This is a genomic window from Micromonospora sp. HB375 (assembly GCF_017872985.1).
Lineage (GTDB): Bacteria > Actinomycetota > Actinomycetes > Mycobacteriales > Micromonosporaceae > Micromonospora > Micromonospora chalcea.
In genome coordinates, this window is the sequence record NZ_JAGGJO010000001.1 from 17096 (window position 1) to 43725 (window position 26630).

Here is a 26630-nt window from a genome sequence, read left to right on the forward strand (position 1 = left end):
GGCGTCCTCGTCAGAGGCGGGGATCGACGGGCTCGGACTCGCAGGCGAGGATCGCGAACACCAGCTCGTGGCGGCGCCAGAGCGGCGCGTCCTCGGACAGCGCGTCCAGCGCGGCCAGGCCGAGGCCGTGCTCGCGCAGCGCGAGCCCGCGCTTGCGACCCAGCGAGCGCCGGCGCAACGCGGCGAGCTGACGTGCGTCCGTGTAACCGGGACCGTAGATGATCCGCAGGTACTCGCGGCCCCGGCACTTGATCCCCGGCTGCAGCAGCGGGCCCTTCGGACCACGGGCGGCCAGGCCCGCGTACGGCTTGACCACCATGCCCTCGCCGCCGGCCGCGGTGAGCGCCAGCCACCACTGCGTCGCGTCCGCCACCGCCGACTCGTCGGACAGGTCCACCACCCGCCGCCGGGTGGGTGTGAAGAACTCCGGGTCGGCGGCGCAGAGCCGGTCGGCCAGCGCCAGGTGCCAGCCGTGGTCGCGGTCGGCGTAGCTCACCCCGGCCCCGGCCAGCACCGCGAACGGTGCCAGCGTCACCCCGCGCAACCCGTCGGTCGGCCGGACGTACGCCCGGTAGGCCGCCGAGTAGGCGGTCACCTCGGCGGCCCGCTCGGCCATCCGGTCACGCAGCCCGTCCACCGGCAGCCCGCGCGCGGCGGCCGAGTCCAGCGCGGCGAGCACCGGCGGCAGCGCCGCCCGCCCGGCCGCGCCCACCCCGGCGTACTGCTCGCGGATCAGCCCGCTCGCCTTCGCCGACCAGGGCAGCAGCTCGGCGTCGAGCAGCAGCCAGTCGGCGCCCAGCTCGGCCCAGAGACCGGCGGTGGTGACCGCGGCGCGCACCCGGGCCAGCAGCTCGCCGTCGAGCGGCGGGCCGAAGAACGGCCTACCGGTACGGGTGTGCACCACCCCACCGCCGAACCGGCCCGGCTCCCGCTCCACGAGCACCACCGCCCGCGAGCCCATGTGCTTCTCCTCGCAGACCACCCGGTCGACACCGGCCGCCCGGTAGTCGGCGAACGCCTCGGCCGGGTGCTCCAGGAACCCCTCGACAGTCGACGTGGAGCAGGGCGCCATGGTCGGCGGCAGCCACACCAGCCGGCCCGGGTCGACAGCGAAGCGGCTCATCACCTCCAGCGCGGCGGCGGCGTTCTCGGCCGGCACGGTGAGCGACCCGTACGCGTGGGTGACGTGGCGTCGCCCGGTCACGTCGGCCAGGTCCAGCACGGTGTCCGGCCGCGCGGGCGCGACCGGGACCAGCGGCCGGGCCGGGGCGTACCACTCCTTCACCGCCGGTACGGCGACCAGCTCCTTCTCCGGGTAGCGCAGCGCGGTCAGCTTTCCGCCGAACACGCAACCGGTGTCCAGGCAGATGGTGTTGTTCACCCACTCCGGCTCGGGCGTCGGCGTGTGCCCGTACACGACCATCGCCGAGCCCCGGTAGTCGCGCGCCCACGGGTAGCGCACCGGCAGGCCGTACTCGTCGGTCTCGCCGGTGGTCTCGCCGTAGAGCGCGAACGACCGCACCCGGCCGGACGCCCGCCCGTGGTACGCCTCCTTCAGCCCGGCGTGCGCCACCACCAGCCGGCCGCCGTCGAGCACGAAGTGGCTGACCAGGCCGTCGATGAACGTCTCCACCTCGGCGACGAACTCCGGCGGCTCCGCGGCGAGCTGCTCCATCGTCTCGGCCAGACCGTGGGTCAGCCGGACGTCCCGGCCGCGCAGCTTGCGCTGCAGCTTCTGCTCGTGGTTGCCCGGCACGCAGATCGCGTGGCCGGCCGCCACCATGCCCATCACCAGGCGGAGCACGCCGGGGGAGTCCGGGCCGCGGTCCACCAGGTCACCGACGAACACCGCGGTACGCCCCGACGGGTGCTCCGCGTCCACCGGGCGGCCCGCGTCGTCGCGTCGCAGCACGTAGCCGAGCCGGGACAGCAGCGCCTCCAGCTCGGTACGGCAGCCGTGCACGTCCCCGATCACGTCGAACGGGCCGGTCAGCTCGCGCCGGTCGTTGAACAGCTTCTCGTAGCGGATCTCCGCGGCGTCGATCTCCTCCACGCCGCGCAGCACGTGCACCTTGCGGAAGCCCTCGCGGGCCAGCCGCCCGTACGACTGCCGCAGGTCGCGGCGCATCCGGTTGAGCACCTGCCGGCCGTGCGTGCGGTCGGCGCGCGCCTCGGTACGCTCCCAGGCCACCGCCTCCGGCACGTCCAGCACGATCGCCACCGGCAGCACGTCGTGCTCCCGGGCGACCCGGATCAGCCCGGCGCGGGCGTGCGGCTGGAGGTTCGTCGCGTCGACCACTGTCAGCAGGCCGCGGCGCAGCCGGATGGCGGCGACGTGGTGCAGCGCGTCGAACGCGTCGGCGGACGCGGACTGGTCGTTCTCGTCGTCGGCCACCAGGCCGCGGAACGTGTCCGAGGAGAGCACCTGGCTGGGCGCGAAGTGCCGCCGTGCGAACGTGGACTTGCCGGAGCCGGAGACGCCGACGAGTGCCACCAGTGCCAGCTCGGGGATGTCCAGGACGGTCATCGGTTCGTCGCCTCCTTCCGGTCGTCGCTGGTGTTCTCGTTGCGGTCGGCGCGGGTGAGCACCGCCATCTGGGTCGGCGCGCCCACCTCCGGGTCGTCGTCGCCGACACCGCCGACGACAGCCGTGTAGCCGTGCGCCGCCGCCACCTGATCCACCCAGGCCGCGAACTCGGCCCGGGTCCACTCGAACCGGTGGTCCGCGTGCCGGAACCGGCCCGGCCCGAGCCCCTCGTAGCGGACGTTGTACTCGATGTTCGGGGTGGTCACCACCACCGTGCCCGGCCGGGCGTGACCGAACACCGCGTCCTCCAGCGCGGGCAGGCGCGGCGGATCGAGGTGCTCCACGACCTCCATCAGCACCGCCGCGTCGTATCCCCGGAGCCGGTCGTCGCGGTAGGTCAGCGCCGACTGCCACAGCCGGATCCGGTCCCGCTGCCGCTCCGGCAGCCGGTCCAGGCGCAGCCGCCGGGCCGCCATGGCCAGCGACCGGTCGGACACGTCGACGCCCACCACCTCGGTGAAGCGCCGGTCGGCGACGAGCGCGGTCAGCAGCGCGCCGCCACCGCAGCCCAGATCCAGCACCCGGCTCGCACCGCTGTCCCGCAGCGCGGCGAGCACCGCCTCGCGTCGCCGTACCGCCAGCGAGGCGCGGCGGACGTCCTCCACCACCGGCGCCTCCCCGGGCGCGGGGTCGATGCTGTCGTCGGCGGGCGGCTCGTCGGCCAGGCGCAGCTCGGTCAGGCGGGCCATCGCCACGCCCGCGAGCGCCCGCCGGTGCGCCAGGTAGCGCCGCGTGATCAGGGCCCGCTCCGGATGACCGGCCAGCCAGCCGGCGCCCGCGCGCAGCAGCTTGTCCACCTCGTCCGGCGCCACCCAGTAGTGCTTCGCGTCGTCGAGCACCGGCAGCAGCACGTACAGGTGGTTGAGGGCGTCCGCGAGCCGCAGCGTGCCGGTCAGCGTCAGGTCGACGTAGCGGCTGTCACCCCACTCCGGGTACGTCTCGTCGAGCGGGATCGGGGTGGCAGTAACGGTCCAGCCCAGCGGGGCGAAGATCCGTACCGCCAGCTCCGCGCCGCCCCGGCAGCGCAGCACCGGCACCCGTACGGTCAGCGGGATCGCGGTCGCGGCCAGTTCGGGACGGTCACGCGACTCGCCCCGCAGCGCGGAGCGGAACACCTTCGACAGCGCCGACGAGAGCAGGCTGGAGGCGGCGTACGGGCGGTCGTTGACGTACTGCCCGAGCGCGAAGCCCTCCGGCGCGCGGTTCTTCCGGCCCCCGCCCAGCCTGAGTGGATCGACCTCGACCAGCAGCGCCGCCGTGCAGCGCGCCTCGTCCGCCTCCGGGTAGAACACATGCGCGGCGCCGGCGGGCAGATCGAAGGTCTGCACGCGGTCCGGATGCTTCACCAGGAGGTGGCCGAGGTCGGTCGCGGGGCGGTGGGTCGTGGTCAGGGTCAGCAGCACTTGTCGATGATCTCGTTGTTTTCTGGTTTTTGTCGTGGGGGTTTCCGGGGCTCCGGGTCGTGGGGGTTTCCGGGGAGCCCGACCCGCTCCGGGCGGTCAGGCTTGATCCCTGCGCGGGCCGGGCTCCCCGGAAACCTGACGTGGTCCGGCTTCGTCGACGGGTGTACCGCTTGGGGCTTGGTGTTCGGCTTCTATGTGGTGGTGCCCCGCCGACCGGTGGGTCGACGGGGCACCTGGGGCGCTTCGGGTCAGGCTACGAAGCGGGTCTTGCGGCGGCGGGTCAGCACGTAGCCGACCGCGCCGGCGGCGAGCAGCAGCGCACCGAGGCCGGCGATCAGGCCGGTGGAGGAACCGGTGATCGGCAGCGTGCCGCCGTCACCGCCGCCCTGGCCACCGTCGCCGCCACCCGGCGCCGCGTTGACGACGACCTTGGCGGTGTCGTTGGCCGGCTTCAGGTCACGGTAGAAGCCGCCGTCGCACTCGCACGGCACGTTGATCTTCACGAGGCCGGTGTCGTTGGCGATCACCTTGTCGATCTTCAGGCCGAAGTCCAGCTTCACGGTGTCCCCGGCCTTCAGGAACGAGTCGAAGTAGCAGCGGTAGTGACGCGCGCCCGGCTTGCCCGGCTCACCCCACTCGTCGCCCTTCACCGGGAAGCAGTTCTCCGGCACGGCGGTCGTGGTGGTGCCCTTCGGCACGTCGAAGGTCAGGTACGTGACCGAGCTGCCGGAGCGGCTGTAGTCGAGCGTGGCCGGGCCGTTGTTGCGCAGCCCCACCGTCGCCTTGACGGTCGCGCCCGCCTTGCCGGTGACCGACGCGCCGAGCGCCTCCAGGTCGGTGCTGTTGTTGCCGGTGACCTTCACCTGCAGGTACGAGGCGTTGTTCTCCGGCCGCGGGTCGGCCTGGAAACCCCGCGCGGCGGCGCGGCCGGCGGCCTCGGCCAGCGTCAGCTTGCCGTCGGTGCCCGGCTTGCCGATGGTCACGTCGTAGTTGCCGAGGTAGTTCTCGAAGTCCTCGAACTCGTCCGGCGTCATCCAGATGATCTCGCCGTACCGGTTGCCGGGCGCCATGGTGTCCGCGCCGAGCGCGTACGGCAGCGTCGCGCCGAACGTGCTGCCGCCGGGGAGCTCCTCGTCGAACCGGCAGGTGCGCAGCTCGTCACCGACGTACGTGCAGTTGCTGTAGTGCTTGGCGGCGTTCATGCCGTAGTCGTTGTAGAAGACGACGGCGGCGCCCTTGGCGGTGGTCTCGCCGACGTTCGTCACCTTCAGCGGCGCGGTGAAGCCCTTGCCCGGAGCGGCCGACACCGTGGTCTCCGGGCCGGCGGCCAGGTCGACGCCCTCACCGACGCGCACCTTGGCCTCGTGCGAGACGCTGTCGACGCCGTTCGCCGACAGCGTCACCTTGAGCGTGCCGGTGTCGCCGTCCTGGGCCTTGCCGGTGGGCTTGATCTGCACCGGGAAGACGCCGGACAGACCCCACTCGTCGAGCTCCACCTCCCAGGGCGTCGTGCACACGAGCACGTTCGCCGACGGCGAGGTGCAGTCCGTACCGGTGTTCTCCTCCTCGCCGACGGTCACCTTGCCGGCGAGGCCGGTGAGGTCGTAGCGGACGGTGAGGTCGTGCAGCACGACCGAGGTCGAACTGCGGATGATGCTGTAGTCGATCTTGCCGTCCGAGTCGGCGGCGATCGTCGTGTCGCTGAAGTAGACGCCGAGCTTGACCTTGGGGTCAGCCGCGAAGCCGGGTGTGGCGGAGGCGGCGACGAACGCGCCTGCGACGCCCAACCCGGCGAGCAGACGCCGGCTGGAGTTGCTGAGCATGTGGAGGGTCCTCCCGTGGGGGTGATCAGGTGGAGCCCACGGAGCTTAAAGATTCCTTAAGGGATCGCGTTGTCCCAGATGATGAATATTGACCGAACGGATGATCGTCGCCGCCGCAATGTTCCAGCCGCCCGGGACCGTCCTTCAAACGGACACCGGGAGGTGCAGTGACGTACGAGGAGTTCGCCGACGCGCGGTTGGGCGCCCTGCTGCGGTACGCGGTCATGCTGACCGGAGACCCGCACCAGGCCCAGGACCTGGTGCAGGACACCATGGTCCGGGTGCAGCTGCACTGGCGGCGGGTGGCTCGCAGCGACGCCCCGGAGCGATACGTGCGACGCATGCTCACCAACCAGTTCATCGACTGGCGGCGCGGCTCGTGGGCCCGGCGCGTGCTGCTGCGCGGCGACGTCGACGACTCGGTGCCCGCGTCCGCCGACCACGCCCAGTCCGCAGTCGACCGGGACCAGGTCCGCTCCTGGCTGTCCCGACTGCCCCGGCGGCAGCGCGCCGCGCTGGTGCTGCGCTACTACGAGGACCTGCCGGACGGGGAGATAGCCGAGATCCTCGGCTGCGCCGTGGGCACCGTCCGGTCCAGCATCTCGCGCGCGCTGGCCACCCTCCGAGCCGAACTCGTGGAGGTCTCCTGATGATCGAGGACGAGCTGCGGGCCGCGTTCGCCCGCCTCGAGGAGTCGACCCCGCCCGTCGGCCCGGTCCGGGCCGCAGTCGACCGGGCGGTGATCACCCGCCGTCGGCGCCGTCGGCGCGTACGCCTGGCCGGCACGGCGCTGGCGGTCGCCGCCGTCGCGTTGGTCGGCTTCACCGCCATGGCGCCCCGGCCACCGGCGCCCACGGCGGCGCCCCTGCTCGCCACGCCGGAGCCGGAGCCCGGCGGCGCGCTGAACCTGCTGCTGCTCGGCGTCGACCAGTCGGCCGGCAGCCGCCGTGCCGACTCGGTGCTGCTGGTGCACGTGCCGGCCGACCGGAGCCGGCTCTACCTGGTGTCGCTCCCGCGTGACCTGCTGGTGCCGGCGCCGGGCGGAACGGAGAAACTCAACGCGACCTTCTCCCGCGCCACCGGTTCGGGCACCGACCTGGCGGCCGGCTACCGGGCGACCCGTCAGGCGGTCGCCCGGCTGACCGGGGTACGCGTCGACGCCGGCGCGGTGCTCACGTACCCCGGGGCACGTGACCTGACCGACGCGGTCGGCGGCGTGCCGGTCTGCCTGCCAGAGCCGGTCCGCTCGGTGCACACCGAGCGGCGCTTTCCCGCCGGATGCCAGCGGCTCGACGGCGCGGCGGCGGTGGACCTGCTGCGGCAGCGGTACGGCCTGCGCGACGGCGGACTGGACCGCGACCGCAACGCGGCCCGCTACGCCGCCGGCCTGCTCCGCCAGATGCGTGAGCGGGGAACGGCGACCGATCCGGCGCAACTCAACCGGCTGCTCATCCGGATCGGCCCGGCCGTCACTGTCGACGCCGGTGACCTGTCGTTGCCGGCGCTGGTGGGCGCGACCGCCCGGGCCGGCGCCGCCGAGCCGGTCGCGGTCGCCTTCCCGGTGCTCGCCGAGTGGGACGGTCGCGGGTACGAGGCGGACCCCGAACTCGCCCCGGGGTTCCTGGACGCGCTGCGGGCCGACCGGCTGGGGGAATGGGCCGCCGCCCATCCGGCCCGGGTCACCGCCCTGCGGTGACCCGGGCGCCGGATCAGCGGTAGTCGTCCTCGTCGGCGGTGACCACGCGGGCCTGCTCCATGGCGTCCCAGTCGTCGACCTCCAGGCCGCGGTGCGGCTCGCCGTCGCTGTCGTCGGTCACCGTGGTGGCCTGCTCGACCGCGTCGGCCGGCTCGGCCTCCAGGTCCCGCTCCTCCGGGGCGAGGTGGTCACTGGGCGCGAAGTCCTCGTCGGGCTGACCCATCGTCCCTCCCTGTCTCCGTGCGGGCATCGTCCCCACCACCGTACGGGCTGGTCCGGGCCGCCGCCCGGCGGCGGGCGGAACGCGGAGTCGGCGATTGTCCCGCTCCCGGCGCGCGGCCGGTGCCAGGATGGTTGCCATGGGCTTTCTGATCCGACTGGCGATCACGGCGGTCGCGTTGTGGATCGCGACGCTGATCGTGCCCGGGGTGGAGGTGAGCGGCCGTAACACCGGCAACAACGTGCTCACCCTGATCGTGGTGGCGCTGGTCTTCGGTGTCGTGAACGCGGTGCTCAAGCCGCTCATCAAGGTGTTCGGCTGTGTGTTCTACCTGCTCACGCTCGGCCTGTTCGCGCTGGTGGTGAACGCGCTGCTGTTCATGCTGACCGACTGGATCGCCGGTCTGCTGAAGCTCCCGTTCCACGTGGACGGGTTCTGGGCCGCCTTCTGGGGCGCCATCGTGGTGGCGGTGGTGAGCTGGCTGATCAGCGTCGTCGTGCCGGACCGGCTGGAGAATCGGTGAGCAGCGCCCGGGCCGGTTGTGCCCCGTGCGCGCTCCTACGGGATACTGCCCGCGGTGGACAGCGCGGTCCGGCGCACCCGTGGACGTGAGCGACCGGAACGGTCGCGCCCATGGAAGACAGCGGCCTGCACGGCCGAGAGCGGTAAGTAAGGAGCGTTCGACATGCCCATCGCTTCCCCTGAGGCTTACGCGGAGATGCTGGACCGGGCCAAGGCCGGCCGGTACGCGTACCCCGCGATCAACGTGACCTCCTCGCAGACGCTGAACGCGGCGCTCAAGGGCTTCGCCGACGCGGAGAGCGACGGCATCATCCAGGTCTCCACCGGCGGCGCGGAGTACCTGTCCGGCCCGTCCGTGAAGGACATGGTGACCGGCGCGGTGGCGTTCGCCGCGTACGCCCACGAGGTCGCCAAGAAGTACCCGGTGAACATCGCGCTGCACACCGACCACTGCCCGAAGGACAAGCTGGACAAGTTCGTCCGGCCGCTGATGGCCATCTCGCAGGAGCGCGTCAAGGCCGGCCAGGAGCCGCTGTTCCAGTCGCACATGTGGGACGGCTCGGCCGTGCCGGTGGCGGAGAACCTGGAGATCGCCGAGCAGCTCCTCACCGAGGCCGCCAAGGGCAAGATCGTCCTGGAGATCGAGGTCGGCGTCGTCGGCGGCGAGGAGGACGGCGTCGAGAACGCCATCAACGACAAGCTCTACACCACCGTCGAGGACGGCCTGGCCATGGTCGACGCGCTCGGCCTGGGCGAGAAGGGCCGCTACATGGCGGCGCTGACCTTCGGCAACGTGCACGGCGTCTACAAGCCGGGCAACGTCAAGCTGCGCCCCGAGGTGCTCAAGCAGATCCAGGACGCGGTCGGCGCCAAGTACGGCAAGGACAAGCCGCTCAGCCTGGTCTTCCACGGCGGCTCCGGCTCGCTGCTCTCGGAGATCCGGGAGGCGCTGGACTACGGCGTGGTGAAGATGAACATCGACACCGACACCCAGTACACCTTCACCCGCCCGGTCGCGGACCACATGTTCCGCAACTACGACGGCGTGCTGAAGGTCGACGGCGAGGTCGGCAACAAGAAGATGTACGACCCGCGCGTCTGGGGCAAGGCCGCCGAGGCCGGCATGGCCGCCCGCGTGGTCGAGGCCTGCGAGCACCTGCGCTCCACCGGCACCACCATGAAGTGACCCTCCGCTTGTAAGGAAGGGCCCCTTGTTAACGCCGTGCGTTAACAAGGGGCCCTTCCTCTACCGGAGGCGTTAAAAAGGGGCCCTTCCTTTCACTGCACCAGCAGGCGGACGGCGTCGCGTACGTCGTCGGTCAGGTGGATCGTGTGCGACAGGTCGCCGAACGGGGACGCGGCGAACAGCGGCCGCAGCAGCGACTCCACCGGCAGCTTGGTGGTCCAGTACGCGCGGTCCAGGAACACGTACGCCCCGCTCGCCCCGTCGGTGCCGTAGAACGTCTTGGTGGCCGCCTGGAACACCTCCTGCACGGTGCCGGCCTTGCCTGGTGCGAACACGATCCCGCCCCGGGCCAGCCGCAGGATCGTGTCCTCCCGGATGGCGTTGGAGAAGTACTTCGCGATCCGGCCCGCGAACAGGTTCGCCGGCTCGTGGCCGTACAGCCAGGTGGGGATGGCCAGCCCGCCGGACCGGGCCCACTCGGTGCCGGGCGCCGACGGACGGGGCGACGGCAGCGACGGGCCGTCCGCGTACCGCTTGCGCACCGCCAGCGCCGCCGCCGTGTACCGCTCGTGGTCGGTGAAGTCCGGTGCGACGGCGAGCGTGTCGATCGCGGCGGACAGCTCCTCGGCCGGCCACGCAGCGAGGAACGCGCCGAGGTTCGCCGCCTCCATCACGCCCGGACCGCCGCCGGTCACCACCAGGCGGTCGGCCCGCGCCAGCTCCCAGCCCAGCACCGCCGCCATCCGGTACGCGACGCTGCCGCGCGGCACCGCGTGCCCGCCCATCACGCCCACCACGGACTGCGGGCCGTGCGCGGCCAGCCACGACCGGGTGGCGTCGGCCAGCGCGTTGTCCACACCGTGGTCGTGCAGTCGCTGCCCGAGCGCCTCGCGTACGTCCGGCAGCGCGCCGCCGTGCGCCCGGAAGTGCGCGTACACCCGGGTGTCGTACATCCCGGCGAACCCGCTCTCGGCGAACCCGGCGGCCAGCTCGTCGGCGGTGTAGAGGTGCGACGGCTGGGTCGGGTAGGGCAGCCCGGAGAACGGCGGGACCACGTTGGCGCCCCGCCGGACCAGGTCCGCGCCCACCTCGCGGCCGGCGAACCGGCAGCCCACGAAGAGCGTGCCGGTGACGTCGACGTGGCGCAGGTCGGGGACCGGGTCGAGGTCGAGGCGGAGGCCCTGCACGGTCAGCCCGGCCAGGGTCCCCCCGGCCAGCCGCTGCTCGAACGCGGTGCGGGTCTCGATCTCGTTGACGTGGGGCGCGTGCGGCTCGATGACGTCCGCGGGTGGTGGGGTCGGCACCCCGTCATCCTGCCTCCGCACGGCAAGTGCCGAAACCGGGGGCGGGAACGACAGGAGCCCGGCGGGCACGCCGCCGGGCTCCTGCGTAACCGGGTCCTGGGGAGGCTCCGGATCTGTATTTGTAGTGCAAGAACCACGTCGGCGGCATGGGCCGCGGGTACGTGTGCTCCCGCCGCAGGCGTGACGAAACCCTCAGCCGTTCAGCCAACCGTACGGGCGAGGCCCCTCGCGTACCCGATGGCGAAGCGGGTTGAATGGGGCGATGCAGAACCTGTTGCCTGAGCCACCGGCCACCCTGCTCCCGGCCCACGAGGAGGCCGACGCCGCGCTGGCGGCGGCGGCCGAGCAGGGCACCGACGAGGCGTACGCCGAGGTCGCGGCCCGCTTCCCGACCTACAGTGCGGCCTGGGCCGCGCTGGCCGGCCGCGCGCTCGCCGCGGGCCAGGTCGTCACGGCGTACGCGTACGCCCGCACCGGCTACCACCGGGGCCTCGACCAGCTGCGCCGCAGCGGCTGGAAGGGCCACGGCCCGGTGCCCTGGTCGCACGCGCCCAACCAGGGCTTCCTGCGCTGCCTCTACGTGCTGTCCCGCGCGGCGGGCGAGATCGGCGAGGCGGACGAGGCGGCCCGGTGCGCCCAGTTCCTCCGTGACTGCGACCCGGCCGCCGGAGACGCGCTCTCCGGCGACTGACCACTGCCGCGACGGCCGGTCCCCACCCGGGTACCGGCCGTCGCGCCCGTTCTACAGCCCTTCCGCCACCGACGCGGCGATCTTCAGCCAGGCGTCCCGGGTGGCGGAGGAGAGCTGCCCGTACCGCAGCGGCTCGCCGGTGTCGATGAGCCGCTCGTACGGCGCCAGCAGCACCGCCCGGGTCCGCGCCGCGAAGTGGGCCTGGATCGCGGGCAGGTCGATCTCCTTGCGCGACGGCGGCATCGACACCACTGTCACCGCCTGCCGGACCAGCCGCTGCCGGCCGCTCTGCTCCAGGTGGTCGAGCATCCGGGCGGCGGTCTCGGCCGAGTCGTTCCGGGCCGACATGGTCACCACGAGCTGGTCGGTGGCGTCCATCGCGGCCTGCCAGTTCTGCGCCCGGACGTTGTTCCCGGTGTCCACGAAGATCAGCTTGTAGAAGCGGCTGACCACCTCGCGGATCTCCGCGAACGCGGCGGCGGTGAGCATCTCGCCGCCGGTCGCCGACTCGTCCGAGGCGAGCACGTCGAACATGCCCTCGCCCTGCGAGCGGACGTACTGCGACAGGTCGCCGACCCGGCCGTGCGGCCCCTGGAACTGCGCCAGGTCGCGCAGCATGTCGCGCACCGTACGGGCGTGGAAGTCCTGCTGCGCCCGCATGCCGAGGGTGCCCTGGGTCTCGTTGTTGTCCCAGGCCAGCACGTATCCGCCGCGCTTCTGGCCGAACGTCATGGCGAGCAGCAGGATCGCCACCGTCTTGCCGGCGCCGCCCTTCGGGTTGACCACAGTCACCTGGCGCAGCCCGCCGAAGTTGCGGCGGACCATCTCGATGTCGCGCTTCACCTCCTGCTCGTGCCGCCCGGGCGCGAGCCGGACCAGCCCGATCTTGTTGACCACCGCGCGTACGCCCATGGTGGCCACCGGGTCGACCGGCCGGGCCTGGCGGCGGCGGGCGAAGTCCTCGGCGGTCGGGGGTACCGCCTGCTGCGGCGTCCAGCCCTGCTCCGGGTACGCCGGTTGCTGTGGTGGCTGGGGCGCGGCCGGGCCGGACACCGGCGGGGCGGGCACGTGCGGTGGCACCGGGGCGCCGGTCTGCGCCGGCCCGGTCTGCGCCGGGCCGTTGTGCGCCGGGCCGTTGGGCGTCGCGCCCGCCTGCGCCGGACTGGCCTGCGCCGGACTGGCTTGCGCCGGACTGGTCTGGGTCGAGCCGGTCTGGGGCGGGCCGGGCTGTGGCGTCCAGCCGGGCGGCGGGTACCAGCCGGGCTGGCCGGGTTGCGGCTGGTAGCCGGCCTGGGGGTAGCCGGCCTGGGGATAGCCGGCCTGCGGGTAGCCGTTGCCGTAGGGCGACGGCGGCGCCGGCACGCCCGGCGACGGTGGGAACGGCCCGAGGCGCGGCGGCTCCGGCGCCGGCTCACCCGTGCCCGGCGACGACGCTCCGGTGACCTGCGCCCGGCCGGTCACCGGGGCGGTGTCGGGCGGCGGGAGCGCAGTGCCGGCGACCGAGGCCCGGCCGGAGACGGCGCCGTCGGCGTGGACGGCCCGCGCCGGGTCGGTGCCGGACCCCGGCGTGTCGCCGTCAGCGGGAACGAGGTCCGGTGCGGAGTCGGCAGTGGTTCGCTGCGGCGGCTGGGCCCACGGAGACACGGCCCGGCCGTTGCCGGCACCCTCGCCGTCCGCGTCGGCCGTCGTCCGCGCGTCGGCCGAGCGTGCCGTTGTCCGCGTGTCCTCCGGGTCGGCTGCCGTCTGCGTGTCAGCTGGGTCCGGCAGTGTCCGCGTGGCGGCCGGGTCGGGAGCGGGCGCGCCCTGCAACGAGGGATATGCGGCGGCCGGATCCGGGCCGGGCGCTGCCTGCGACGCGGGAGGCGTGGCGGCCGTGACCGGTGAGCCCGGCTGGGCCGGCGTCGCGCCGGCAGGCGGCTGGTCGAGCGTGAACGGCAGGTCCAGGTCGACCGCGGGCGCCGGTGGCACCGGGACGTCCGACGTCGACGGCGTGGGGGCGTCGGCCGGCGGAAGCGGCCAGGGCACGGCCGCCCAGGGCGGGGCGGTGACCACGCCGTCGGTCTCCTCCGGCGGCCAGAGCGGCTCGACGTCCCGCTCCGGCACCTGCCCTCGACCCGGCACGTGGGCCCGGTCGTCGTTGTCGTGCACCACGGTTCCTCCCCATTCCTTCCGCCGAGGATAGGCGGTACGGCCAGCGGCGCGAGCCGGACGGGGATCGACCGAGGTCAGCCCGTCCAGACCGCCCAGGCGCCCGGCTCGGTCCACCAGGAGCGCTTGCGGCTCAGCTCGCCCTCGACGCCGTCGTCGAGGAAGGGCACCTTCTCGTCGCGGGGCACCACCGCCACCGCACGTCCCCGCGCCCGCCGTACCTCCAGGCGGACCTTCTTCCGGCCCAACGCCGACCGGGTCACCACTGGTACGGCGACGCCGACCGTCACCCGTCCGTCGGCCGGGTCCGGCCCGCCCAGCAGGTCCACCTCGCCGAGGCGCGCGTACCCGCCCGCGTTGCCGATCGCGCACGCGGTGATCGGCTCGGCGCCGTCGCTGAGCACCGTGCCGTCGACCTCGACCCGGGCCCGCCAGTGCAGCGGCCGGCCGGCGTCGTCGGCGGCGCCGAGCAGCGCGCCGTCGAGCGTCACCGAGCCGCCGTCGTTGCGCAGCAGGTCCAGCCGCCGGGCCGTGCCGTCCAGCACCGCCGCGGCCACCCCGGCCGGATCCCGGGGCAGCCCGAGCTGCGCGGCCAGGTCACGCGCCGTCCCGGACCGGGCCGGATCGAGCGGGAGTACGCCGACCGGGGGCAGGTCGGGCACCGTCCGGTTGTCGGCCAGGTCCGCGGGGCGGCGGCTCGGCGGCGGAGCGTACCGGCGCACCAGCCGGCGCAGGACGGCGCGCAACTGACCGTCACTGGCCGTGGCGACGATCAGCCGGGTCTTGCCGTCGGGGTCCGGCCAGGTGAGGCCGTCGGGGCGCGGTGGGCCGTCGAGCCGGGCCAGCACCTCGTCGATCTCGGCGTCCGACCGGGCGGTCACCGTGGTCACCCGGGCACCCCGGGCGGTCAGCTCGTCCGCGCAGGCCAGCACCGGTACGCGCGGCGTCTCGCAGCGCTCCTCGCCGCTCTCGGCGGCGGTGTCGTCCGCGCCGCCGCAGCAGGCGCCGCCGCTGCCGCAGCCACCACCGGGAGCGTCCCGCTCCGAGCCGAGGGTGAGCAGCACCACGTCGTACACGAAGGAGCCTCCTGCTTCTCGACCAACCCCTGCTGGTCCCGCCGTCACTACTTGTTAGCCTGACACCCCGGGCTCGCAGACCGGTCGCCACCTGGCACCCGAGCCTTCTGGAGGCGGAAGAGATGCCAGCGATCGTGCTGCTCGGCGCCCAGTGGGGCGACGAGGGCAAGGGCAAGGTTACCGACCTGCTGGGTGAGCGGGTCGACTACGTCGTGCGCTACTCCGGCGGCAACAACGCAGGCCACACGGTGATCACGCCGGACGGCCAGAAGTACGCGCTGCACCTGATGCCGTCCGGTGCGCTGTCACCGAGCGCGATGATCGTGATCGGCAACGGCGTGGTGGTCGACCCGAAGGTGCTGCTGCAGGAGATCGACGGGCTCGCCGAGCGCGGCGTGGACGTGTCCCGCCTGCGCATCTCCGGCGACGCGCACCTGATCATGCCGCATCACCGGGCGCTGGACCGGGTGGTCGAGCGCTACCTCGGCAGCGCCCGCATCGGCACCACCGGCCGGGGCATCGGCCCCGCGTACGGCGACAAGGTCGCCCGGATGGGCATCCGCCTGCAGGACCTGCTCGACCCGGGCATCCTGCGCAAGAAGCTGGAGCTGGCGCTCCGCGAGAAGAACCAGCTGCTGTTCAAGGTCTACAACCGCAAGGCGATCGACGTCGAGGAGACGGTCGAGGAGTACCTCCAGTACGCCGAGCGGCTGCGCCCGTACATCGCCGAGACCCGGGTGATGCTCTGGGACGCGCTCGACCGCGGCGAGACCGTGCTGCTGGAGGGCGCCCAGGCCACCATGCTCGACATGGACCACGGCACCTACCCGTTCGTCACCTCGTCGAACCCGACGGCCGGCGGGGCGTGCGTGGGCGCGGGCATCCCGCCGACCGCGATCACCAAGGTCATCGCGGTGAGCAAGGCGTACACGACGCGGGTGGGCTCCGGCCCGTTCCCGACCGAGCTGTTCGACGACAACGGGCAGCACCTGCGCAAGGTCGGCCACGAGTACGGCACCACCACCGGCCGGGAGCGCCGCTGCGGCTGGTTCGACGCGGTGGTGGCCCGGTACGCGTGCCGCCTCAACGGCGTCACCGACCTCGTGGTCACGAAGCTGGACGTGCTGACCGGTCTGGCGAAGGTGCCGATCTGCGTCGGGTACGAGATCAACGGCGAGCGCTTCGACGACATGCCGATGACGCAGACCGACTTCCACCACGCCACGCCGATCTACGAAGAGCACGACGGCTGGTGGGAGGACATCACCAAGGCGCGCACCGAGGACGAGCTCCCGGAGAACGCGAGGCGCTACATCGCCCGCATCGAGGAGCTGACCGGCACCCGGGTGAGCGTGGTGGGTGTGGGCCCGGGCCGAGAGGAAAACGTCCTCCGCCACCCCCTCCTCCCCTAAACGCCCTTTGCACCACTCCGTTGATCATGAAGTTAGCGGCTGTTTTGTAGATCCACATCGCCGCTAACTTCATGATCAACGGGGCGAGGGCGAGGGCGAGGGGGTGGGTTATCCACAGGGTGGGGTGGGTTGTCCACAGGGGCTTCGCGTGGGTGGGGTGCGCGGGGACGCTCGGTGGGTGGAACGGGCTTGGGTGATCCGGCAGATCGCGCGTGACCAGGGCGGCGTTGTCACCCGTGTGCAGGCGCTCCGGGCCGGCTACAGCAGGCACGAGATCGACAATCTCCTGACCTCGCGCCGGTGGCGGCGGCTGGCTCGTGCGACCTACGCCGTCGAGCGCTCCGGCCCCGACTGCGTGGAACGGCGTCGGCGGATCCGGGCGGCGGTCCTGTCGCTGGGCCCGGCGGCGCACGCCGTTCTCGGGACGGCCGCCGAGCTGCACGGGATCGCGGGGCTGCCGAGAACGGGTGCGATTCACGTCGCGCTGCCGGGTCGGGCCGCCCGGCCGGCCCGCGTCAGGGATCCTGCCGTGACGTTGCACCAGTTCGAGCATCCCGAGCAGGCGCTGACGACTGTCGACGGCATTCCGGTGACAACTCCCACGCACACGCTCGCGGGACTCGTCCTCCGGGTGCGCCGCTACTACGCGGTAGCCCTGCTCGACTCGGCGCTCAACCAGGGAGTGATCGACGAGGGCGAGTTCGGCGCCATCCCCGCACTGATCGCGGGCCGGAGGGGTGTGGTGAACGCGCGGCGCCATCTGGCCGAGGCGAACGGCGGCGCCCAGTCTCCGCTGGAGACGCGTACCCGGTTGCGGTGCGTCGACGGCGGCGTCCCGCCCGACGCGCTCCAGATCGAGGTGCGCGACGCCGATGGTTACCTGCTCGGCATCGGTGACATGGGCTGGCGGGCGGCCCGGGTGATCGCCGAGGCGGACGGGAGAGATCCGCACTCCACGCCCGGTGCGCTCTTCGACGACCGGCAGCGGCAGAACCGCCTGACCAACGCCGGCTGGACCGTCCTCAGATTCACCTGGCCCGACACCCTCCGCCCCGACTACATCCCCCAGGTCGTCCGCGCGGCACTGGCCGCGAGGAGCGGGGATCGATCATGAAGTTGACGGCGATTTCGATCTCACATCCTGCCGCCAACTTCATGATCAACGGGGTGGGGTGGGGTGGTCAGTAGGATGCGGGGTCGTGCGCGTACTTCTTGTGGGTGGTGGTGGGCGGGAGCACGCTCTCGCGCTCGGACTCGCCGGGGATCCGGCTGTCGAGGCGCTCGTCGCAGCGCCGGGGAATCCGGGGATCGGCGAGGTCGCCTCGCTTCGGGAGGTGACACCCACCGACCCGGCGGCCGTGGCGGCCCTCGCCGTCGAGGTCGCGGCGGACCTGGTGGTCATCGGCCCGGAGGCGCCGCTGGTGGCGGGCGTCGCCGACGCGGTACGCGCCAAGGGCATCGCGGTGTTCGGCCCGAGTGCGCAGGCGGCCCGGCTGGAGGGCTCGAAGACGTTCGCGAAGGACGTGATGACCGCGGCCGGTGTGCCGACCGCCCGCGCGTACACCTGCGAGGACGCGGCGGCCGTGGCGCGGGCGCTGGACGAGTTCGGCGCGCCGTACGTGGTGAAGGACGACGGACTGGCCGCCGGCAAGGGCGTGGTGGTCACCGACGACCGGGCCGCCGCCGAGCGGCACGCCGCGGAGTGCGGCCGGGTGGTGATCGAGGAATACCTGTCCGGCCCCGAGGTCTCCCTGTTCGTGGTCACCGACGGCGAGGCGGCGGTGCCGCTGCTGCCCGCGCAGGACTTCAAGCGCGTCGGCGACGGCGACACCGGCCCGAACACGGGCGGGATGGGCGCGTACGCGCCGCTGCCGTGGGCGCCGCCGAACCTGGTGGACGACGTGATGCGCGACGTGGTGCACCCGACGCTGGCGGAGCTGCGCCGCCGGGGCACCCCGTTCGCCGGCCTGCTCTACGTGGGCCTGGCGATCACCCCGTCCGGTCCGCGTGTGATCGAGTTCAACGCGCGTTTCGGCGACCCGGAGACCCAGGTGGTGCTCGCCCTGCTGGAGACGCCGCTGGGCGGGCTGCTGCACGCCGCCGCCACCGGCACGCTCGGCGCGCACCCGCCGCTGCGGTGGCGCGACGGCGCGGCGGTGACAGTCGTGGTGGCGGCCGAGGGCTACCCGGCGGGCCCGCGTACCGGTGACGTGATCACCGGCGCGGACCGCGCCGGGATCATCCACGCCGGGACCCGCCGCGACGCCGACGGCACGTTGCGCTCCGCGGGCGGCCGGGTCCTCTGCGGTACGGCCACCGGCCCCGACCTGGCCTCCGCGCGCGACGCCGCCTACGAGTTGGTACGTGAGGTCGAGCTGGCCGGCTCCCACCACCGCACCGACATCGCGGCGGGTGCGGTGGAGGGCCGGATCACGATTCCCGGCTGACGGACGGCGCCCCGCGGCGGGACCGGCTCGCGGGGCGCCGTCCGTCAGTCGAAGTAGCGGCGCAACTCCCGGCTCAGCACCTTGCCGGTGGCGTTGCGCGGCAGGTACTTGACGAACACCACGTCCCGGGGCACGGAGAAGCGGGCCAGGTACCGCCGGACGTACTCGCGAACCGCCTCCGGGTCGAGGGTCTCGCCCGGCCGCAGCGCCACGAACGCGGCCAGCCGCTGGCCGTAGTCGGGGTCCGGGACGCCGATCACCGCTACCTCGCGGACCTGCGGCAGCCGGGCGATCAGGTCCTCCACCTCGGACGGGAACACGTTCTCGCCGCCGGAGACGATCATGTCGTCCGCCCGGCCGTCCACGAAGAGCAGGCCGTCGGCGTCGAGCCGGCCGAGGTCGCCGGTGTCCAGCAGGCCGTCGCGGCTCTCCCGCCCGACGCCCGAGGTGTAGCCCTCGAAGAGCATCTCGTTGCCCACGAAGATCCGCCCGACCTCGCCGTCCCGGACGGGGCGGCCGTTCTCGTCCAGGATCGCCAGCCGGGTGCCGTGCGGCGGCCGGCCCGCGGTGGTGGGCGCGGCGCGCAGTTCGCGTGGGCCGGCGATGGAGGCCCAGGAGACCTCGGTCGAGCCGTAGAGGTTGTACAGCACGTCGCCGTAGCGGTCCATGAAGGCGGTGGCCAGGTTGCCGGGCAGGGCGGATCCGCTGACCGCGACCACCTTGAGCGGGGGCCGGGGCAGCGGCGGCTCGACCTCCATGAGTCGTTGCAGCATCACCGGTACGGCGAACATCGCGTCGCACCGCTGGGCGACGAGCGCGGTCAGCGTGGCGGCGGGGTCGAATCGGCGGTGCAGCACGACTGTGGCGCGCAGCGCGAACGAGACCTGGAGGGCGGCGTACCCCCAGGTGTGGAAGATCGGCGCGGCGATCATGGTGGTGTTCCGCGCGTGCAGCGGGATGCGGTCGATGATGGACACCAGCGGGCCGAAGCCGTGCGGGGTGGGGCGGCGGGCGCCCTTGGGCGCGCCGGTGGTGCCGGAGGTCAGCACTATGGTGCGGCCGTCCCGCTCGGGCGGCTGGAGCTGTTCGCCGGGGACCGCGGCGGCGATCAGCTCCTCGTGCCGCCGCTCGTCGACCCGGTGCACCTCGGCGGGGAGGCCGAGGACGCGGTCGTTGAACTCGCCGTCGTGGACCAGGACGCGCAGGCCCTGTTCCTCGGCCACGGTGCCCAGCTGAGCCGCGGACAGGCCGGTGTTTACCAGGACGGCGTCCGCGCCGAGCAGCATCGCGGCGACTATCGCCTCGATCAGGCCGTGGTGGTTGCGGCAGAGCACGCCGACCCGGTCGCCGGCCTGGACGCCGAGGTGGGACCGGAGGGAGCGGGCCAGCCGTTCGGAGCGCTCCAGCAGTTCCTGGTACGTCATGGTGGCGCCGCGCTCGTCGACCACCGCGACGCGGCCGGGGTCGCGGGCGGCGGCCTGGCGCAGCTCCCCGGCGAGGCTCCAGCCCCACCGGCGCAGCGCGTTGAGCTGCGAGACGACCCGGATCGGACGGCCCGGGGTGAGTAGTCCACGGCGGGTCAGCGTGGCGGCGATGAACGGCAGGTCCAAGGCGCAACTCCTTCGCGTTCGTGGTTCGTCGACCAGGCTCCGGACGGATCGGCCGTCCGGTTTTGCGTGATCTTGCGCCCGATCGCGGGTCGGGTCGGCCAGGCGGGGGCGCCCGGCCCGCGACGGCGCTGCCTGTCGTCACGGGCCGGGCGGCGTGCCGCCGGCGGTCAGCGGATCTGCATGCCGGAGATGGCCCGGGAGATGACCAGCCGCTGGATTTCGGAGGTGCCCTCGAAGATGGTGTAGATCTTGGCGTCGCGGTACCACCGCTCGACCGGGTGGTCGCGCAGGAAACCCGCGCCGCCGAGGAGCTGGACCGCCTTGTCGGTCACCGAGACGGCCACCTCACCGGCCTTGAGCTTGGACATCGAGCCCTCACCGGCGGCGAACGGCCGGTTGTTGCGGCCCATCCAGGAGGCGCGCCAGACCAGGAGCCGGGCGGCGTCGATCTCCATCTTCATGTCGGCGAGCGCGAACGCGACCGCCTGGTTGGTGATGATCGGCCGTCCGAACTGGACCCGTTCCTTGGCGTAGTCCAGGGCGTACTCGTAGGCGGCGCGGGCCACGCCGAGCGCCTGCGCGCCGACTGTCGGACGGGACAGCTCGAACGTCCGCATCGCCGCCTGGCCGGAGGCGCGCTGCCCGGACCGGGCGCGGGCCAGACGCTCGTCGAGCGCGTCCTTGCCGCCGAGCAGGCAGCGGCCCGGCACCCGGACGTCGTCGAGGAAGACGTCCGCGGTGTGCGAGGCGCGCAGCCCGAGCTTGCGCAGCTTGCGGGTGGCGGTCAGACCAGAGGTGCCCGGGGGTACGACGAACGCGGCCTGCCCGCGCGAGCCCAGCTCGGGGTCGATCGAGGCGGTGACCACGTGCACGCCGGCGATGCCGCCGTTCGTGGCGTACGCCTTCTGCCCGTTGAGCACCCACTCGTCGGTGGCCTCGTCGTAGACGGCGCGGGTACGCATCGATCCGACGTCGGAGCCGGCTTCCGGCTCGCTCGTGCAGAACGCGGCGACGGCCGGGGAGTCGACGTCGCCGAAGCACTGCGGCACCCATTCGACGAGCTGGTCGGGGGTGCCGGCGCCGTAGATCGCGGCGACCGCGAGCGAGGTGCCGAAGATGCTCAGGCCGATGCCGGCGTCACCCCAGAAGAGTTCCTCGCTGGCGATCGGCAGGGAGAGGCCGGTGGGGTCGGCCCAGCAGGTGGCGAGGAACTCGAAGCCGTACAGGCCGACCTTCGCCGCCTCCTGGATGATCGGCCACGGGGTCTCCTCCCGGGCGTCCCACTCGGCCGCGGCCGGGCGCACGACCTCGGCTGCGAAGCCGTGCACCCAGTCGCGTAGATCCCGCTGTTCCTCGTTCAGGTCGAGCGAGAACTCGGCCATGTCAGGCCTTGGGGATGTCGAACAGGTTGGCGATGTTGGCAGCCAGGCCCAGGTCGCCCTTGGCCTTCAGCTTGCCGGTCATGAACATCATCACCGGGTTGGCGCCACCGGAGACGATCTTCAGGAACTCGACCGGGCCCATGGTGAGGCTCAGCTTCGGGTCGCGGGTGGCGGTCTCCGAGACGGTGCAGGCGCCGTTCTCGATGACGATCTCGTACGTGTCGGTGCCACCGTCCGGGCGGCCGGTGATGTTCCAGTGGATGACCGCGTTGGTGGCACCGGCGCGGTCGGCGCGGAACAGCGTGGGCATCCGGTTGAAGACCTCGCTGAGGATCTTGCCGCGCGACTCGCCGGACATGATCTCGGCGATCTTGGCGTCCGGCGTGGACTTGACCAGCTGCGCGAACTCCTTGGGGCCGACGTTCGCGAAGTTGGCCGGGTCGAAGTCAGTCATCAGGAAATGCACCTCTCGGGCGGGGCCAGCTTGGTTACTCTGGCGTAACCCTACGCACGGGTAGGTATGCTCGCAAGAGTGTCCAGCACGCCGACCTTCAAGCGCCTCCCCCGAGCCGTACGCGAGCAGCAGATGCTCGACGCGGCGGTGAAGGTGTTCTCCCGTCGCGGCTTCCACGCCGCCAGCATGGACGAGATCGCCGACGACGCCGGCATCTCCAAACCGATGGTCTACGCCTACCTCGGCACCAAGGAAGAACTCTTCATCGCCTGCCTGCACCGCGAGAGCACCCGGATGATGGAGGCCATCGCCGGCGCCGCCGCCCCCGACCTGCCCGCCGACGAGCGGCTCTGGCGCGGGCTGCGCGCGTTCTTCGGCTTCGTCGGCGCGCACCGGGACGGCTGGGCCGTGCTCTACCGGCAGGCCCGCGGCTCGCAGCCGTTCGCCGCCGAACTCGCCGCCATGCGGGGACGGCTGGTCGAGGTGGTGGCCGGGATGCTCGACCACGCGCTGCGCGCCGCCGGACGGGAGGTCGGCGCCACCGACCTGGAGGTGGTCTCGTACGCGCTCGTCGGCGCCTCCGAGTCGCTCGCCGACTGGCTGGCCGACCACCCGGAGGCCGATGCCGGCAAGACCGCGACCCGGATGATGAACGTGGCCTGGCTCGGCGCCGACCAGCTGTTGCGCGGCGCCACCTGGCACCCCGGCGCTGTGTAAGGAAGGGCCCCCTCTTAACGCCTCCGGTAGTGGAAGGGCCCCTTTTTAGTGAGTGTTTGAGATTCCGGCTCAGGTGTGGGTTGCCTGGGCCGGTTTCGTGTGTCGGGCCAGGCGGGTGACCATGACGTGGATCATGGCCCAGGTGACGAAGGCGGCGTGGCTTGTGGGTAGGTGTTCGTAGTCGCGGACGCAGCGGCGTTTCTTGCTGATCCAGGCGAAGGTGCGTTCGACGACCCAGCGGCGGGGCAGCACGACGAAGGTGTGTTGTCCGGGGAGTTTGTGGACCAGGTGCACGGTGAGGTCGAGGGCGTGGCGGGCCCAGGTGCTCAGGGTGCCGATGTAGCCGCCGTCTGCCCAGAGCAGGCGTAGGCGGGGGTGGAACAGCCGGGTGCGCCAGAGCAGGTCACGGGCGATGGTGCGGTCGTTGACGTGCGCGCCGGTGATCATGACGGCCAGGAGTAGGCCCATGGTGTCCACGACGATGTGGCGTTTACGGCCGTTGACCTTCTTCGCGACGTCGAAACCGCGGCTGTGTCGGGGCACGGTGTCCGCGGCGCGCACCGACTGAGAATCGATCGCTCCGGCGCTGGGATGCGCGTGCCGTCCGGCGGCGGTACGGCACTGCTCCCGCAACCGGTCGTGCAGACGCATCAACGTGTGGTCATCGCGCCATCGAGCGAACCACCAGTACACCGTCCCCGGGGGCGGGAACTCCCGCGGCAGGGCCCGCCACGGACAACCGGTGCAGGCCACATACAAGATCGCCGTGACGATTGCCCGCATCGGATGCGACGGCGGCCGCCCCCGCCGACCGACCGACACCGGCGTGACCAGCGGCGCGATCAACGCCCACTGCGCATCGGTCAGATCACTGGGATACCGCCGCCGCACCGCCCGTTCCCGTTCCCGCCGCACCCGCTGCGACGGATAACGGCGGGGCGACGCGGACGGCGTGACAGTGATCGGGTACAACGTCATCAGAAGGCCCTCGGTATGGAAACGGTTGGCTCGACACCACCGGACCTACCGAGGGCCTTCCCTCACCTCAACCCGACACGCCGCCGCACCCCAAATCTCAAACACTCACTTAACAGTCGCGGCGCGCGGCGGCTCGCCGGTGTGCCCGCCGCCGGCCCCAGCGGGCGGCCTCGAACAGCCCGGTGACCGCGAGCGAGATGGCGACCCCGGCGAGGAGCCCGGAGACGGGGTTGTGCTCGAACGCCAGGCCGCCGAAGTAGCCGAGCAGCGTGCAGTAGATCCCCCAGGTCGCGCAGGCCAGCGCGTCGTACAGCAGGAACATCCGCACCGGATAGCGGACCGCGCCCATGGTCAGCGTGACGGCGGTGCGGCCGCCGGGAACGTACCGGGCGGTGGTCAGGATCATCCCGCCGCGCCTGTCGACGGCCCGGCGGGCCCACTCGGAGCCGGCCCGCCGCCTGCTGTCCGCCGGGAAGCGGGCCAGCCGGTGCGCGCCGCCGCCGCGCCCGATCGCGTAGGAGACGTGATCGCCGACGAGCGCGCCGAACGCGGCGGTCACGATCACCAGCGCCAGGTCCGGCTCGCCGCCCGCCGCGAAGACCCCGGCGGTGATCACCACGGTCTCGCCGGGCACCGCCGGGAAGAACGCGTCGACGGCGGTGACCGCGATGATCACCAGGTACGCCCACGGTGAGGTCACCGTGTGGTGCAGCAGGTCGAGCGCGTCCCCCATGCACCCATGCTCGGTGGTGCGGTGTTAAGCAGGGGCCCTTCCCATACAAAAGGCGTTAACAAGGGGCCCTTCCTTCTCCTCGGCCGTGGGCCCGCGCGACGTGAGCACCACCGGCGCGCCCAGCGCCTCCGAGACCGCCCCCGCCCAGTCGGCGGGCGCCGAGTCCAGCACCGGCCGGGCCCGCATCAGCCGCCCGGTGAGCGCCGCCTGCCGGTCCAGGTCACCGGCCGGGCCGGGGACGAGCCGGTCCAGGCCCTCGTACCGGCGGCAGATCCGCAGCTCGGACCCGGCCAGGTCGAGGTGGGTCAGCGCCAGCCCGTCCACCCCGCCGGCGACCTCCAGCGCGTACCGGTGGGCGACCGCGTCGAAGTGCCCGAACCGGAAGCGGCCCTGCCAGGGGTTCGTCCCGTTGTGCCGGTCGCGGAACGGCAGCGCCGCGTCCTCGGTGACCAGCGGCCCGGGACCGTGCCGCGTGGTGGTCGTGCGCAGCACGCCGAGCCGCTGCGCGGTCCCGGCCAGGCCCGCCTCGGCGAGCAGCGTCTCGGCGTTGGCGAACGTCGTGGTGCTCCACGTCGTGTACGGGTGGAAGCCGTGCCACTCGTCCAGCAGCACCCCCTGCGCGCCCTCGAACACGCAGGTGCCCTCGCGCAGCGCGGATGCCAGCCAGGTCCGGTCGACGATCGCCACCCGGCGCGCGAAGGCCGCGTACGCGGGCAGGCAGTCCTGGACCGGCGGCGCGTCCAGCGGGCCCAGCTCGGCGGTGAGCCGGTCCCGCAGCGCGGTCAGCCGCCGGCGCAGCACCGCCGGGCGGCGGCAGTCCGCCACCCGGGGTGCCTCGTCGGGGTGGGCGAGGCCGTACGCGACCGCCTCGCCCACCCCGAGCCCGCAGGAGCCGTGCCGGTCGGCTCCCCGGGCGATCTCCCGGGCGCGGTTGGCGGCCCGGTGGTACGGGGTGGCGAGCAGCGCCTCCCCGTCCACAGTCAGACGGTCGAGCGCGTCTGGAACGCCGACCGACGCGAGGTGGTCGGCCTCGGCGGCGAGCGCCAGCGGGTCCACCACCACGTGCCGCGCCAGGTGCGTCCGTACGCCCGGACGGAACGTCCCGGCGCCGAACTGCGCGAACGTGTGGTGCCGCCCGTCGCGCAGGACGACGTTGTGCGCCGCCTGCGCGCCCCCGTTGAACCGGATCACCGTGTGCACCTGCCGGGTGGCGCAGAGCAGGTCCACCACTGTGCCCTTGCCGGCGTCGCCGTAGCCGAGGTCGACCACCATCACGTGGTTCACAGCCGGGTGACCCCGCTTCCGCCGTCGGCCGGGCTGAACGGCAGCGTCGCCACCGCGCGGCGTCCCGAGCCGAGCCGGGCGAGCGCCTTCGAGACGGTCCGGGTGGCGGTGGAGCCGGCCCGGTCCAGGTCGCGCAGCCCGGCGTCCAGGTCGATGGCCTGCTCGCCGAGGCCGACGGTGAGCGCGATCGTCTCGCAGACCGCGTCCAGGTCGTCCAGCTCGACCGCGTTCTGCCCGAGCAGGCCGCGCCAGAAGTCCAGCACCTTGCGGTTGCCCGCGTAGTGGCTGCCGGCGGGCAGCAGGTAGTAGGTGTCCCAGCGCGCGGTCACCTCGTCCACGATCTGCCGGACCGGCACGTCCTCGCTCAGGTCGTCGCCGATCAGCCGGGCCACCTCCGCGCGCTTCACCCCCGCGTACGCCAGCTCGTCGCCGATGATGAACAGGTAGCCGCGCCGGCCGCGCTTGTCCCAGCTGTCGGTGGCCGTGTGCCGGGCCATGAAGTACAGCGCCAGCTCGTACGACTCCATCATCTGGCCGCCTCCGCCGCCCTCCAGCACGATCCGGCCGAGGTCGTCGTCCATCCGGTTGTCGGACTCGAACTGCCCGATCTGCAACGGCACCCGGTCGCAGGTGGCGTCGCCGATCGCGCCGAACATGACCTGCGGGTCGCTCGCGTACCCCTGGCGCAGCAGCAGGCCCAGCAGCTGCGGCAGCTTGCTCTGCAGCACCCGGGGCACGTGCCCCATCGAGCCGGTGACGTCGAACAGCACGGCGATCGGCGTCGACTGCGGGTGCTCGGCCGAGTCGCGGCTCTCCCGCAGCGCGTCGCGCGGGTCGAGCGCCGGGTGCACCTTGCGCGCGCCGCTGTCGCTGTACGAGAACGCGCTCTTGCCGGTGCGGCGCCGGTAGCGGTCGGCGGCGTCGTACACGTCGGTGGACCAGATTCCACTGCCCATG

23 protein-coding genes are annotated in these 26630 nt (G+C 72.9%); 9 read left to right on the plus strand and 14 right to left on the minus strand.

From position 1 onward, the window contains the following. Positions 1-10: 10 nt before the first annotated feature. The 3 genes from J3R08_RS00115 to J3R08_RS00125 form a co-directional block, all read right to left on the minus strand. Positions 11-2527 carry a polynucleotide kinase-phosphatase gene (locus tag J3R08_RS00115; protein ID WP_043327564.1) on the minus strand — a complete coding sequence of 839 codons (2517 nt, stop codon included), beginning with the start codon at positions 2525-2527 and terminating at the stop codon, positions 11-13. Next, positions 2524-3990: a 3' terminal RNA ribose 2'-O-methyltransferase Hen1 gene (locus J3R08_RS00120; RefSeq protein WP_043327563.1), complete on the minus strand. Its 1467-nt coding sequence runs from the start codon at positions 3988-3990 to the stop codon at positions 2524-2526. The genes J3R08_RS00115 and J3R08_RS00120 overlap by 4 nt, the downstream gene beginning before the upstream one ends. Before the next feature lie 248 nt (positions 3991-4238). Beyond that, entirely contained in the window at positions 4239-5813 is a 1575-nt protein-coding gene (locus tag J3R08_RS00125) for an LPXTG cell wall anchor domain-containing protein (RefSeq protein ID WP_043327562.1), read from the minus strand. Positions 5814-5980: 167 nt separating this feature from the next. Between J3R08_RS00125 and J3R08_RS00130 the strand changes: the two genes are divergently transcribed. Continuing rightward, positions 5981-6463: a SigE family RNA polymerase sigma factor gene (locus tag J3R08_RS00130; RefSeq protein WP_043327561.1), complete on the plus strand. Its 483-nt coding sequence runs from the start codon at positions 5981-5983 to the stop codon at positions 6461-6463. After that, a complete protein-coding gene (locus tag J3R08_RS00135; RefSeq protein WP_209959565.1) occupies positions 6463-7509 on the plus strand; it encodes an LCP family protein in 1047 nt (348 codons plus the stop codon). The genes J3R08_RS00130 and J3R08_RS00135 overlap by 1 nt, the downstream gene beginning before the upstream one ends. A gap of 13 nt (positions 7510-7522) precedes the next feature. Here J3R08_RS00135 and J3R08_RS00140 read toward each other — a convergent pair whose 3' ends face one another. Next, a complete protein-coding gene (locus J3R08_RS00140) occupies positions 7523-7732 on the minus strand; it encodes a hypothetical protein (RefSeq protein ID WP_030500565.1) in 210 nt (69 codons plus the stop codon). A 136-nt stretch (positions 7733-7868) separates the two neighbouring features. On the opposite strand from J3R08_RS00140, the gene J3R08_RS00145 reads away from it, so the two are divergent. Together J3R08_RS00145 and fbaA are read left to right on the plus strand one after the other, a co-directional pair. Continuing rightward, positions 7869-8252: a phage holin family protein gene (locus tag J3R08_RS00145; protein ID WP_043327559.1), complete on the plus strand. Its 384-nt coding sequence runs from the start codon at positions 7869-7871 to the stop codon at positions 8250-8252. Between the two features lie 162 nt (positions 8253-8414). Next, positions 8415-9437: a class II fructose-bisphosphate aldolase gene (fbaA, locus tag J3R08_RS00150; protein WP_043327558.1), complete on the plus strand. Its 1023-nt coding sequence runs from the start codon at positions 8415-8417 to the stop codon at positions 9435-9437. A gap of 92 nt (positions 9438-9529) precedes the next feature. Here fbaA and J3R08_RS00155 read toward each other — a convergent pair whose 3' ends face one another. After that, entirely contained in the window at positions 9530-10741 is a 1212-nt protein-coding gene (locus J3R08_RS00155; protein WP_280841799.1) for an LOG family protein, read from the minus strand. Positions 10742-11003: 262 nt separating this feature from the next. Here J3R08_RS00155 and J3R08_RS00160 point away from each other — a divergent pair, with 262 nt between their 5' ends. Beyond that, positions 11004-11432, plus strand: coding sequence for a DUF3151 domain-containing protein (locus J3R08_RS00160; protein WP_043327556.1), 429 nt, complete (start codon positions 11004-11006; stop codon positions 11430-11432). Between the two features lie 51 nt (positions 11433-11483). On the opposite strand, the gene J3R08_RS00165 is transcribed toward J3R08_RS00160, so the two are convergent. Beyond that, on the minus strand, positions 11484-13583 hold the full coding sequence (locus J3R08_RS00165; RefSeq protein ID WP_209959569.1) for a chromosome partitioning protein: 2100 nt from the start codon (positions 13581-13583) through the stop codon (positions 11484-11486). Positions 13584-13657: 74 nt separating this feature from the next. Beyond that, entirely contained in the window at positions 13658-14656 is a 999-nt protein-coding gene (locus J3R08_RS00170; RefSeq protein WP_043327555.1) for a diacylglycerol kinase family protein, read from the minus strand. Between the two features lie 122 nt (positions 14657-14778). Here J3R08_RS00170 and J3R08_RS00175 point away from each other — a divergent pair, with 122 nt between their 5' ends. From J3R08_RS00175 to purD, 3 genes are all read left to right on the plus strand, one after another. Beyond that, positions 14779-16068, plus strand: coding sequence for an adenylosuccinate synthase (locus J3R08_RS00175; protein WP_043327554.1), 1290 nt, complete (start codon positions 14779-14781; stop codon positions 16066-16068). Between the two features lie 178 nt (positions 16069-16246). Then, positions 16247-17182: a type IV toxin-antitoxin system AbiEi family antitoxin domain-containing protein gene (locus J3R08_RS00180; protein WP_209959570.1), complete on the plus strand. Its 936-nt coding sequence runs from the start codon at positions 16247-16249 to the stop codon at positions 17180-17182. Positions 17183-17267: 85 nt separating this feature from the next. Continuing rightward, entirely contained in the window at positions 17268-18515 is a 1248-nt protein-coding gene (purD, locus tag J3R08_RS00185) for a phosphoribosylamine--glycine ligase (RefSeq protein ID WP_209959572.1), read from the plus strand. 44 nt (positions 18516-18559) lie between these two features. Here purD and J3R08_RS00190 read toward each other — a convergent pair whose 3' ends face one another. The 3 genes from J3R08_RS00190 to J3R08_RS00200 form a co-directional block, all read right to left on the minus strand. Continuing rightward, positions 18560-20125 (minus strand): AMP-binding protein, encoded by a 1566-nt coding sequence (locus tag J3R08_RS00190; RefSeq protein WP_209959574.1) that lies wholly within the window; start codon positions 20123-20125, stop codon positions 18560-18562. Between the two features lie 167 nt (positions 20126-20292). Next, a complete protein-coding gene (locus J3R08_RS00195) occupies positions 20293-21507 on the minus strand; it encodes an acyl-CoA dehydrogenase family protein (RefSeq protein WP_064447943.1) in 1215 nt (404 codons plus the stop codon). Position 21508: 1 nt separating this feature from the next. Further along, entirely contained in the window at positions 21509-21961 is a 453-nt protein-coding gene (locus J3R08_RS00200; RefSeq protein ID WP_043327552.1) for an SCP2 sterol-binding domain-containing protein, read from the minus strand. A gap of 78 nt (positions 21962-22039) precedes the next feature. Between J3R08_RS00200 and J3R08_RS00205 the strand changes: the two genes are divergently transcribed. Beyond that, entirely contained in the window at positions 22040-22678 is a 639-nt protein-coding gene (locus J3R08_RS00205; RefSeq protein WP_030500578.1) for a TetR/AcrR family transcriptional regulator, read from the plus strand. A 69-nt stretch (positions 22679-22747) separates the two neighbouring features. On the opposite strand, the gene J3R08_RS00210 is transcribed toward J3R08_RS00205, so the two are convergent. The 4 genes from J3R08_RS00210 to J3R08_RS00225 form a co-directional block, all read right to left on the minus strand. Continuing rightward, a complete protein-coding gene (locus J3R08_RS00210; RefSeq protein ID WP_198033294.1) occupies positions 22748-23656 on the minus strand; it encodes an IS5 family transposase in 909 nt (302 codons plus the stop codon). A gap of 109 nt (positions 23657-23765) precedes the next feature. After that, a complete protein-coding gene (locus tag J3R08_RS00215; protein ID WP_113972264.1) occupies positions 23766-24389 on the minus strand; it encodes a DedA family protein in 624 nt (207 codons plus the stop codon). Between the two features lie 24 nt (positions 24390-24413). Further along, on the minus strand, positions 24414-25673 hold the full coding sequence (locus tag J3R08_RS00220) for an adenylosuccinate synthetase (RefSeq protein WP_209959576.1): 1260 nt from the start codon (positions 25671-25673) through the stop codon (positions 24414-24416). Continuing rightward, positions 25670-26629, minus strand: a complete 960-nt coding sequence (locus J3R08_RS00225) for a hypothetical protein (protein ID WP_113972262.1) — start codon at positions 26627-26629, stop codon at positions 25670-25672. The genes J3R08_RS00220 and J3R08_RS00225 overlap by 4 nt, the downstream gene beginning before the upstream one ends. Position 26630: the final 1 nt, after the last annotated feature.